Source organism: Halorubrum trueperi (assembly GCF_042662525.1).
Lineage (GTDB): Archaea > Halobacteriota > Halobacteria > Halobacteriales > Haloferacaceae > Halorubrum > Halorubrum trueperi.
Genome location: NZ_JBHSXI010000014.1, coordinates 3,166 through 12,487, shown reverse-complemented (window position 1 = coordinate 12,487; position 9,322 = coordinate 3,166). Strand labels below are relative to the sequence as shown.

Annotated in this window: 15 protein-coding genes and 1 pseudogene; 8 read left to right on the top strand and 8 right to left on the bottom strand. The window is 61.0% G+C overall.

Going from position 1 to position 9,322, the window contains the following annotated elements:
* Nucleotides 1-396: 396 nt before the first annotated feature.
* Nucleotides 397-1,055: pseudogene (locus tag ACFQEY_RS13270) on the top strand (IS5 family transposase); the annotation flags it as partial.
* Nucleotides 1,056-1,164: 109 nt separating this feature from the next.
* Here the strand turns inward: ACFQEY_RS13270 and ACFQEY_RS13265 are convergent.
* Nucleotides 1,165-1,392: a hypothetical protein gene (locus tag ACFQEY_RS13265; protein ID WP_379769349.1), complete on the bottom strand. Its 228-nt coding sequence runs from the start codon at nucleotides 1,390-1,392 to the stop codon at nucleotides 1,165-1,167.
* Here ACFQEY_RS13265 and ACFQEY_RS13260 point away from each other — a divergent pair.
* On the top strand, nucleotides 1,391-1,675 hold the full coding sequence (locus ACFQEY_RS13260; RefSeq protein ID WP_379769347.1) for a ubiquitin-like small modifier protein 1: 285 nt from the start codon (nucleotides 1,391-1,393) through the stop codon (nucleotides 1,673-1,675). The genes ACFQEY_RS13265 and ACFQEY_RS13260 overlap by 2 nt on opposite strands.
* A 24-nt stretch (nucleotides 1,676-1,699) precedes the next feature.
* Here the strand turns inward: ACFQEY_RS13260 and ACFQEY_RS13255 are convergent, their stop codons facing one another.
* Together ACFQEY_RS13255 and ACFQEY_RS13250 are read right to left on the bottom strand one after the other, a co-directional pair.
* Nucleotides 1,700-3,391 carry an aldehyde ferredoxin oxidoreductase C-terminal domain-containing protein gene (locus tag ACFQEY_RS13255; protein WP_379769345.1) on the bottom strand — a complete coding sequence of 564 codons (1,692 nt, stop codon included), beginning with the start codon at nucleotides 3,389-3,391 and terminating at the stop codon, nucleotides 1,700-1,702.
* 89 nt (nucleotides 3,392-3,480) lie between these two features.
* Entirely contained in the window at nucleotides 3,481-3,732 is a 252-nt protein-coding gene (locus tag ACFQEY_RS13250) for a hypothetical protein (protein WP_379769343.1), read from the bottom strand.
* A gap of 197 nt (nucleotides 3,733-3,929) precedes the next feature.
* Here ACFQEY_RS13250 and ACFQEY_RS13245 point away from each other — a divergent pair, with 197 nt between their 5' ends.
* From ACFQEY_RS13245 to ACFQEY_RS13225, 5 genes are all read left to right on the top strand, one after another.
* Nucleotides 3,930-4,247 (top strand): MBL fold metallo-hydrolase, encoded by a 318-nt coding sequence (locus ACFQEY_RS13245; protein WP_379769341.1) that lies wholly within the window; start codon nucleotides 3,930-3,932, stop codon nucleotides 4,245-4,247.
* 3 nt (nucleotides 4,248-4,250) lie between these two features.
* On the top strand, nucleotides 4,251-4,499 hold the full coding sequence (locus ACFQEY_RS13240) for a hypothetical protein (protein WP_379769339.1): 249 nt from the start codon (nucleotides 4,251-4,253) through the stop codon (nucleotides 4,497-4,499).
* On the top strand, nucleotides 4,489-4,890 hold the full coding sequence (locus tag ACFQEY_RS13235; protein WP_379769337.1) for a PIN domain-containing protein: 402 nt from the start codon (nucleotides 4,489-4,491) through the stop codon (nucleotides 4,888-4,890). The genes ACFQEY_RS13240 and ACFQEY_RS13235 overlap by 11 nt, the downstream gene beginning before the upstream one ends.
* Nucleotides 4,891-4,938: 48 nt before the next feature.
* Entirely contained in the window at nucleotides 4,939-5,079 is a 141-nt protein-coding gene (locus ACFQEY_RS13230; RefSeq protein ID WP_379769335.1) for a hypothetical protein, read from the top strand.
* A gap of 145 nt (nucleotides 5,080-5,224) precedes the next feature.
* Entirely contained in the window at nucleotides 5,225-5,650 is a 426-nt protein-coding gene (locus tag ACFQEY_RS13225) for an MBL fold metallo-hydrolase (protein ID WP_379769352.1), read from the top strand.
* Nucleotides 5,651-5,889: 239 nt separating this feature from the next.
* Here ACFQEY_RS13225 and ACFQEY_RS13220 read toward each other — a convergent pair whose 3' ends face one another.
* From ACFQEY_RS13220 to ACFQEY_RS13210, 3 genes are all read right to left on the bottom strand, one after another.
* A complete protein-coding gene (locus ACFQEY_RS13220; RefSeq protein ID WP_379769332.1) occupies nucleotides 5,890-6,027 on the bottom strand; it encodes a hypothetical protein in 138 nt (45 codons plus the stop codon).
* Nucleotides 6,024-6,800, bottom strand: a complete 777-nt coding sequence (locus tag ACFQEY_RS13215; RefSeq protein ID WP_379769331.1) for a DUF5802 family protein — start codon at nucleotides 6,798-6,800, stop codon at nucleotides 6,024-6,026. Before ACFQEY_RS13215 ends, ACFQEY_RS13220 begins: the two co-directional genes overlap by 4 nt.
* 82 nt (nucleotides 6,801-6,882) lie before the next feature.
* Nucleotides 6,883-7,353: a DUF5793 family protein gene (locus ACFQEY_RS13210; protein WP_379769329.1), complete on the bottom strand. Its 471-nt coding sequence runs from the start codon at nucleotides 7,351-7,353 to the stop codon at nucleotides 6,883-6,885.
* Between the two features lie 339 nt (nucleotides 7,354-7,692).
* On the opposite strand from ACFQEY_RS13210, the gene ACFQEY_RS13205 reads away from it, so the two are divergent.
* Nucleotides 7,693-8,109 (top strand): CoA-binding protein, encoded by a 417-nt coding sequence (locus ACFQEY_RS13205; protein WP_379769327.1) that lies wholly within the window; start codon nucleotides 7,693-7,695, stop codon nucleotides 8,107-8,109.
* Between the two features lie 65 nt (nucleotides 8,110-8,174).
* Here ACFQEY_RS13205 and ACFQEY_RS13200 read toward each other — a convergent pair whose 3' ends face one another.
* Nucleotides 8,175-8,519, bottom strand: coding sequence for a cupin domain-containing protein (locus tag ACFQEY_RS13200; protein ID WP_379769325.1), 345 nt, complete (start codon nucleotides 8,517-8,519; stop codon nucleotides 8,175-8,177).
* A 213-nt stretch (nucleotides 8,520-8,732) separates the two neighbouring features.
* Nucleotides 8,733-9,322, bottom strand: a 590-nt coding sequence (locus ACFQEY_RS13195) for a hypothetical protein (RefSeq protein WP_379769322.1), incomplete at its 5' end; no start/stop codon positions are given.

Genomic DNA, 9,322 nt, shown 5'->3' with positions numbered 1-9,322 from the left:
GGTCAGCCGCCGACAGCGACAGCTCCCTCTTCGATCAGCGTTGCTTGACCAGTATCGACGACTCATCACAACAGAACAGGTGGTTCTGCTCTCATGGTATGAAAGCCTGCTAAGTCCCCGGAGTGCATGGAGTAAGAACGGGGTGGACGAAGGCCGATGTTTCAACAGCGTCTCAGAACGCGTGGCTCTGATTGGCCTGAGTGCCAAGGACGCAGCATCATGGGGGGCCGCCCGGCTGTCTCCCGGGCATCCGGGCGGCGAGCCCGAATAGGTGTGGCTCCCTTCACGCACGTTCCATTGCAGATGCCCTGTTTTGCCGCTGATTGACGGTAGCTTCAGACGCTCTCATAGGAAGATTCCGTCAAACTAACCAGGAAATGGATGCCGTCTGGCGATATGGCATCGCTCAGACGGCTCACACGGATGTATCGAAATATTGCCAAACAACACGTTGACGATCCGGACGTACCCGCCGCACTGGACGGCGCGGACGGGTACGCCGAGTGGGTACAGATCGCGTTAATTCTGTACCGTGTCGAACTGGAGAAGAGCCTCCGCGAAACTGGAGACTACCTCAACGAGATGCCCGGTCTTCTTGCTGTATTCGATCTCAACGAGGTACCGCACTACAGTTCGTTCTGCCGGTGGGAACAAGGTATCGTATGCGTGAACTCCGCCGCCTGCTCCGCCGAAGCGCGGAGCAGGCGGGCTGGAGTGGTGAAGCCGCGATCGATGCGAGTGGCTTCCAGCGCGATCAAACCAGCCACCACTACCGTGACCGCGCGAATTACTCGTTCCAGTCGATGAAGACGACGATCTTGATCGACGTGAACTCACTAGCGATCAAGGACGTTCACTACACGACGCAGAAGGCGTGGGACGGCCACATCGGGATGCAGGTCTTCCGCGTTCCGGCGGAAGACCTGCGTGTGTTGTCCGCTGACGCGAACTACTCGTGGAGCGACCTCCGTGAGGAGTGTCGCTCCGAATCAACGCGACCGTTGATCAAACACAGGGAACAAACACCGTTACAGAAGGCTCACCGAACCAACGAAGCAAGATACGATAGTTTTGACCCTTCGGCAACCGCCGTGAATGACAGCTATTGCATCTTCTGACTCCACGTACGCGCTTCTGACGGCGTGAGACTACAAATAATCGACCCTACCCCGCCACTGTCTTGCGTTCAACAGGGCAACGTAATATCGAGCCTTCCCGAACGAGTTGAGCAGTGATGAACCGCTGGAATGATTGACCGGCCATCACGGTATCGACTGCCGCTCGGACCTGCAGGTTGGCGCTGCCCACGGTCTCGCCCACCGCGACGTGATAGAGATCGTCACCCTGGGCTGAACGATGGGTACTTGTCGCCGCGGCCCGTTCGTCAGTCATGCACGTCGAGTGTAAACTGTTTGGCCCGTTCCGCGATGACGCCGGCGTCGAGAACGTCGGCGGCGAGAACGACCCCGGGACGACAGTCGGCGAACTGCTCCGGGCGCTGGAAGCCAAATACCCGCCCCTCGCTGGGCGCATCGTCGACCCGGACGGTGACGGGATCCAGGGCTCGACGGTGGTCTCGGTCAACAAGAAGTACATCAACCACCTCGATGGTCTCTCGACCGAACTCGAGGAGGGCGACGTAGTCCGGATCGCCCCCGCGGTGTCCGGTGGGTAGTCCACAAGCGCGAATAGTGACTGCCTAGTCGTCGGCGCCTGCGGGTGCCACCGAGTTGACCGACGCGTCGGGGACGGTGCCGTCCTCGCTCCACCCTCGTGCCTCGTAGTACTCCTGGACGGCCTCCGCGAGGTCCGGAATCTCGTAGGGCAGGTCGTCGTCGACGACGTCCTTGCCGCGCTTGTTGTTGAAGTGGCGCTCGCGCGCGACGGTCCGGGCGCCGACCTCCTGGAGGCGTTCGTAGTCGGCGTCAAGCAGCTGTGCGACCCGTTCTTCGGTCAGGTAGCCCTGCTCCCCACCGAACGCACAGACGATGCCGGAGTCGCGGATCACGTTGTGGTTCTCCAGTCCCGCCAGCGTCTCGGCCTTGCCGAGCGTTCCTTCTGGGTCGACCTCGCCGGCGTACTCCAGCCCGAGCATCCCGCCGTACATGTGGTCGGCGCCGCGATTGGCGACGGCGTAGGAGAGACCCTGCCCGTGAAGCGTGCGGCCGTCGTGGGCGGCGAATTCCATCCCCTTCACGGTGTAGTTGTCGACGCCGAGGTCCTCGTGGCAGCGGTCGACACCCTCTGCGAGGCTGTCGCCGATCCCCTCGCGGTGGGCGATTTTCTCTACGGTCTCGTGGGCCAACTCGGCGTTCCCGAACTCGTCTTCGCTCTTGAGGTAGGCGGCGACGGTGACACCCGCGGAGATGGTGTCCATCCCGAGTTCGTCACAGAGGTCGTTCGAGATCATCACGTCCACGATGTCGTCGACGCCCTGGCTGGTGCCGAAGGAGTACACCGTCTCGAACTCCGGCCCCTCCGTCTCGACCCCCCTTATCTCGTCTTTGGTGGGGAGCTTACAGGCGTAGGCACACTGCGAGCAGGCGCCCTTCTTGTACTTCTTCCCCTCGACGGCGTCGCCGCCGATGTTCTCGATGCGCTCGAATCGATAGTCGTCGAAGTAGCGCGTCGGGAGCGAGAAGTTGTCGTTGATGAACTCCGTGGCGCTCGTGGTCCCCTGGCGCCGAAACAGGTCATCGCTGGTCGCAGCTTCGCGGTGGACATCCATCGCCGGGGGGTCCGGGATCTCGATGTCAGGCGAGGAATCGCCCTCGAAGGTGACACACTTGACGTTCTTCGACCCGAGGACGGCGCCGATGCCGCCGCGGCCGAACGCACGGTTGTCGAAGGTCATCACCGACGCAAAGCGCACGAGGTTCTCCCCGGCCGGGCCGATGGTGATGCAGTTCTCCGGCCCGAGGTCGTGGTGGGTGTCCATGTAGCCCGAGACGCGGCTGACCTCGGCGCCCTCCAGTTCGGGGACTTCCTCGAACTCGACTTCGGGCCCGTCGGGGCCGTCGGTGACGTGAATCGCGAGCAGTTCGTCGCTCTGGCCTGTCACCTCGAGCACCGAGAGGCCGGCGCCAGTGAAATTCCGCGAGAGGTAGCCGCCGGCGTTCGTCGAGACGAGACCGTCGGTCAGCGGCGAGAGGCCGGTCATGTTCATCCGGCCGGTGAAGGACATCTGACTCATCTGCATCGGCCCCGTCGAAAGGTACGCGCGGTTCTCGGGACCGAGCGGGTCGGCGTCGAAGGGGATGCGGTCGTGGGCCAGCGCGGTCGCGGCCGCACGCCCGCCGATTGTGTTCTCGAGTACGTCGTCTATGTCGATGCGTTCGGCGGTCCGTTCGCCGACATCGACGGTGAGCATGGGGCCTTCGGCGTGAAGCATAATCGCGTGGTACGAATTCACATGACTTATTTCTGTCTCTCAACGAGCTGGTCGCGTTACGTTTGATGGCTCGGATGGCATCTCTATGCTCATCGGTTCGGGACGGCGAAACCGGCAGCGAGACGGTGTGAGGCGAACCCGAAGACCGTGCGCGAACGTGGCAGGACTCGTACGACCTCCCGTTTCCCCTCCTTGCTGACCCACAGGCCGAGGTCGGAGACTCGGCCGACCAGCCGACCCGGTTTGGCCGCCTCGGGCAGGCGTTCGACCTCGTTGGCCGCATGCCCGAAGCGATCGTCTTCGAGACCACGAGTGGGGAGCTCAACGCAGTGTTCGTTCATCGGGGGACCTCGCCTGGCGACCGCCCATCGATCGACGGGCTACTGGAGCAGGTGCGACGCTCGTGACGCGCCTCGAACGTGGAGGGCTATCGGGTGACGCTCCGTGGAGGGGCTCACATCAGCGGATACACTCGTCTCATGGTCTTCTCGACTGACGGTGAAGGTGAGGCTCTCACATCGCTTGCCGAGGGAGTTTGGTGGGTACGACTCCGGGGGCCGAACCCGCCGGGGTGAACGCCTATCTCATCGACGATAGGGGGACGTTGACCCTCGTCGACGCTGGAATGCCGTGGGATGCACCACGACTCAAAGAGGGGCTCGCATGTATCGGAGCCACAGTCTCCGATGTCGATCGCGTCCTCGTAACCCACTACCAGTTCGAGCGAATTGCGGGTTTCTTGCCTATGCAGATGCCGTCTAGAGAACAGGGTGCCGGGGTATACGCTCGGGGTGGGGTGGCGCGTCGTCGGTGTAGAGTCTGGGAAACTGTTTTACCGATCTATAACCGATTATAGCGTATGGGAACGAAATCGATTCAGGTGTCGGAAACGTTTCACGCGTACGTGAAGGCACACAAGAGGGAGGGGGAGACGATGGGGGAGGCGCTGGTTCGGTTGACCGGCGGTCCGGAGCCTGAGGCGGTTGCGAGCCTCGTATCCGAAGAGACGGCTGAGGCGATGGAGGAAGCCATCACCAAGCGGAATCAGCGCAAGACGACCAGCCGAGAACGTGTCGTCGAGCAGTTCGAGAAGTCTGATGATTCTTGATACGGCGTTTTTCATCTCCTTGTTCAAACGGACGCCTGCAGCGTTCTCGAAGGGGTCAGAACTGGCAGATGCCGGAATCGTCCAGCGGATACCCTCGCCGGTGATGTATGAACTCCAGTACGGCGTCGAGATAGGAGGAAATGAGGACGAGAGTCGCATGATGGAGAACTTAGCACACCTGTATCCGGTCGTGGAGGTAGACGACCGGCTCGCTCGACAGGCAGGGCGGCTTTGTGCGACGGCCGATACGGCGGCGGGCGGTGTCGATCAGGCAGGAATAGACGACATCGATCCGTTGGTAGCGGCCGTCGCCGACGAGTACAACGAGCCGGTACTCACGCGTAACGCCAAGGATTTCAGGAAGTTGGGCGTCGAGGTTGAGACGTACTGACCCCGCGGTCGGGTACTTGTACCTGTTCGGGATGTTCGCGTACAACTCATGGGTGGTGGCGAACGTGAAGTGTCGCCGCCAAACCGCATCAACGAGCAGGAGCGCCCGTCAATCCGCGCGTCCCGGTTCAACATGCTGTCGATGCAGCGCTATCGCTCTGAGTTCGGCGTGCATCTGCCTGAATCCTGACATAGGATCGACGTGGTGAACCGGCGCTGAAACCCCCGGTTTTCTAGACGCAATCTGCGTAGGCAACTAACCCGGTCTTCGTCCGAACTGCTACGATCTCGACCACGTCGGCGGTCTCGTCCGGCTCTCCGATCTCGACGCACCCATCTACGCTGGGTACCCCGATTCCGGATTCCTCTCGTGGACGGTCCGGCCACCGTTATGGAACCACAAGGGGGCGTTTCATCGGGTTCTCTCGCGGTTTGTTGGTCTTGAGTCTCCAGTTCGGACCGTAGCCGACGGTGATCGAATCGGCGGGTTCATCGCATACCACACCCCAGGACACAACCCGGGTCACATGGTCTATCTTCACGAATCCCGGTATATGGGAGCACTCGGTGATCTCGTCCGAACGAAAACCGATGCGCTTCTCCCCCCGTTCTGGTTCGATAGTTACGATCTGGATGCCCTTCGTACGAGTGTCCGGGAACTGGTCGAACGAGCTCCAGCGTTCGCGTTTGCCTGTCCCGGTCATGGGAAGCCGCTTTTGGCCGGTAACGAAGCCCTCCACGCGCTCGCTGCCCGGATCTGACCGATACGGTCGGGAACAGTTGTCCAGTGTAGCTACGATACAGTACATTAGAGTGACTGGCTGACTCCGTTCGTCATCCAACTCTGGCGGCGAAAGCCACGTAATTCCCGTTGTATCGATGATGTCAAACACGGGTTTGAGCGCGTCCCCGTTGTCTGTTAGGCGGTAATGCAGGGCGACAGGTTCGTGGCGTTCTCGCTCACCGCGACGTCCGTCCGGACGGGCTCGTCGGGCCGCGTTTAGACTTGGACGTTCAGGTCGATCTCCTGCCAGTGGGTGTCGCGCTTGTCCCGTGCGGGGTCCCTGATGCCGCGGTTGAGTTCGGCGTCGTCCCGGCCGCGCTCCGCGTCGTCGGGCGGTGTGACCGTGACGTTCACCGTCTCGGTCTCGCCCAGGGCGATCTCCGACGGAGCGTCAATCTCGAGCAAGGAGCGCTCGAGCGTGACTGGACAGTTCCCCCAGCAGGTTCCACGCCGGTCAGTCGCGAGGTCGGGCGAGAGCGGGACGGCCCCTCACCGGCGTTTTCGGCGACGATCGAGTGGGTGGTACGCTCGCCGGTCTCGATCTGTGCGTGCATGTGCCGGCCGGCGCGCACTCGAACCGTCGGCTCGCACCAGACCTCGACCGACAGCGTGGTGGCGTGGATGGGCTGGGGCGGCCGACCCGGTGCCGCGATCGTCCCGTTCGCGAAGGTGATCCAGCCGCGGACATCGCCCAGCAAGGCAAACTGATGAGTCGGAAGACCGAATCGAAGAACCCACCGAGTTCCGCTCCAGATCGCGTTCGACGCGAAATCGGGTTCTTTCACGGTATAGGGCGTGAACCACTCAAGCAGCTGGGTGGCGCGCTCCGCGTTCGCCACTAAGACTCCCCTTATAGTCGGCGGATTGTCAATTCGCGTCGCATCGAGGATCTGGTCGGGTACGGAGAGCGTGTGCGTTGGTACGTCGTCAGCGCTGAAGACCGGGAAGAGGCGTTCGTCGACTTTCATGATGAGCGGATGATCCACCCGTTCGACGCCCTCGCCGGTAGTGTAGACCTGCTCGTTGGCTTCCTCGTGCTGCTCCCGCTCCGTGACGACATGGTCACCGTCGGAGAGCTCGATGTTGAGTTGGCCGATGTAGTAGTCCGCTGAGAACTCCTCGAACATTGCTATTCAGTAGCATAGTACGGGCCGACCGGAGAACACGGCATCGCAGGGGGAAAACCGCCACCAGTGACGCCGATGTGGGTCAAATCTCGATTCCGTTTGGAATCAGGCTGTCATGCCGGAGCAATATGCCGTTAGGCCCGTAAACAAGGAGGACCCCTTTCTCGTAGGCCACAGTCAATCCATCATCGGTCCAGAACCGAACGGCGTATGCGGTATCGCGCTCGGTCGCCTGAGCGTATCGGCGAGCTGCCTGGACGAACTTCTGGATCGGAGCAGCGTCAGTTCCCACTTCGCAAACGAAGTCGCCGGTCACGTTGTTGCTAACCGCGAGAACACCATGGGTTTCGGCATCGCTAACCGGCGACTGAAACCGGAACGTCACGTCAATCTCCTCGGCACCCAGTAGCGACGACTCTGACCTCATAAGTCGCTCTTTGAGGCGTGCCGGCGATCCCGCATAGCGGATAGTGAGTATCGGCTGTGTGGGGGTGTCACCGGCATCAATCCAGTCAACGTTCGTGGCGTCAAGGTCGTACGTATCGTGTCGCATGTCCCCGTATTGGTGCTAGGAAGTACCACACTAAGTAGATAGCGTCGGCGGGTAGGATTACGGCAGTCGCGTTCCCGTTTCGCCGACCATCGATGCATCCGTGACCGACGCGACCGCAAACGTGTCGTGCCCTCGTCGATTTCGACGGTCACCGCGTCGCCGAGCGTAGTTCCTGGTACGATGATCACGAACCCATCCAAGCAGCCGGTGCCGTCCCCCTTCGCGTCCCAACGCTTCGATCTGGATGTGGTATGCATCTCCCGGGTTAACCGGCGCCGTCGGTGCAATTGGCACTGGATACGACGGTGGCCTTTTCGTGCCCGAGTCTCTACAACCACTATGCCTGTTGAGACAGACACTGAGGTCCGAGAGATACTGGGAAAGCACACGGTTGCTGTGGTTGGGTGTTCGTCGACACCGGGAAAGGACGCTCACGAGATCCCGAAGTATCTCCAGGCGCATGGCTACGAAATCATCCCGGTCAATCCCACCGCAGAGGAAGTCTTCGGGCGTCCTGCCTACGATTCACTCTCGGAGGTTGAGACGGACATCGAGATCGTGGACGTCTTTCGGCCGAGTGCCGAAGTTGCCGGAATCATCGACGAGGCGCTCGCACGCGACGATGTCGAGGTCATTTGGCTCCAGCTGGGTATTCACGATGAAGACGCTGTCGCTCGTGCGGAAGCGGCCGGCCTTCGAGTCGTCCAGGATCGGTGTATGAAACCCGAGCATAAACGCCTGATCGCTACCGCTTGATCGGCGACCATCCACGAAGGGGCGGGTACCGTAGTATGCGAACCGACCGGTGTCTTCTCCACAGTTCAGACAGCGGCTGATTTCGCCTGTCCGTCATCTACTCGCTCGACCGTCTGGGGTGTTCGCTCATCACAGGTGGCACATTCGCGGAGAATTCCTGCGTCGCCTGTCTCTTGGGGTGCATCGGTAGCAAGTGCGACGACCTGCTCGTCATCCGTAGCGATCCCCGGCTGGTACTCGCCAGGTGCGAATCGGATGACGTCACCTGCATCGACTACCACGTCTGCGTCCTCCGTTTCGAAGGTAACTTCTCCTTCCTGAATGATGAAGATCTCCTCCTGGGTTTCGTGCATGTGGTATCCATAGGCGAAGCTGTCGCCCGACGCCAGTTCGTAGTCGTTGAGGGCCACGTTGGTCGCGTTCAGCGCGCCCGTCAACGGGCGCTGGACAGTCGCCGAATCGATCCGGCGATCAATAGCGTCGATACGTCTCTTGTTCAGACATCAGTCATTCTCAAGAGATAGCCATGTGTATTAGTGTTGGTCTCCCCTAGTGGGGCGGTGTAGATTGCCACGTTGTTCTGCCTTCAGCCCCGCAGCTATCAGCCACCGGGAAAGCTGTGGCTACGACACGGTCGATCGAACCGGTGGCATCGGTGGATGAACCTCCCGATCTGGCGGTTTTCCTGAGCCTTTTCCCAGTATCTGCTGGAAGCTGAACGAGCCATGGCGGTGAGCGAAGCTCGCCGCCGGGCGACCATTCCTGTAGACTGCTAACGAGTCGTTCAACGCCCCCAACAACATCCGCCCGCGTGCCGTATCCGCCCGCCGATACGGCACGCGGAGCTTCCGTTTCAATCGCCAGTTCCCTCCCTCAATCGCATTCGTCGTCACCGGCCCTGTGAACTCCTCACGCTCTTCATCCCAGAACGATGGATACTCGTCTTTCAGCGTCTCTATCTCCTTCTCATACAGGTCGGCGTACGCTTCCTCAAGATACTCCGCTAATTCTTCGTGCTTCCCCTCCTCGGCTAACTGCTCCACGCGCTCGTCCCCGCGAGCGCGGGAGCGCAGTCGATGAAACAAGCACTTCACACGCCCTTCGAAAGTGCCGTTGTAGCAGTCTTCGTCGTCGGTCACACAGTAGGCCACACCCGACAGCGGCAACCCTAACGCGTTCGCAAGGACGCTTGCGAACGCTGTCTGTCGACATT

Coding starts and splice junctions, on each gene's coding strand:
- ACFQEY_RS13265 (WP_379769349.1), bottom strand. CDS start 1,392: ATGACTGACGAACGGGCCGCGGCGACAAGTACCCATCGTTCAGCCCAG.
- ACFQEY_RS13210 (WP_379769329.1), bottom strand. CDS start 7,353: ATGCGACACGATACGTACGACCTTGACGCCACGAACGTTGACTGGATT.
- ACFQEY_RS13240 (WP_379769339.1), top strand. CDS start 4,251: ATGGGAACGAAATCGATTCAGGTGTCGGAAACGTTTCACGCGTACGTG.
- ACFQEY_RS13255 (WP_379769345.1), bottom strand. CDS start 3,391: ATGCTTCACGCCGAAGGCCCCATGCTCACCGTCGATGTCGGCGAACGG.
- ACFQEY_RS13230 (WP_379769335.1), top strand. CDS start 4,939: ATGGGTGGTGGCGAACGTGAAGTGTCGCCGCCAAACCGCATCAACGAG.
- ACFQEY_RS13235 (WP_379769337.1), top strand. CDS start 4,489: ATGATTCTTGATACGGCGTTTTTCATCTCCTTGTTCAAACGGACGCCT.
- ACFQEY_RS13260 (WP_379769347.1), top strand. CDS start 1,391: ATGCACGTCGAGTGTAAACTGTTTGGCCCGTTCCGCGATGACGCCGGC.
- ACFQEY_RS13250 (WP_379769343.1), bottom strand. CDS start 3,732: ATGAACGAACACTGCGTTGAGCTCCCCACTCGTGGTCTCGAAGACGAT.
- ACFQEY_RS13205 (WP_379769327.1), top strand. CDS start 7,693: ATGCCTGTTGAGACAGACACTGAGGTCCGAGAGATACTGGGAAAGCAC.
- ACFQEY_RS13215 (WP_379769331.1), bottom strand. CDS start 6,800: ATGTTCGAGGAGTTCTCAGCGGACTACTACATCGGCCAACTCAACATC.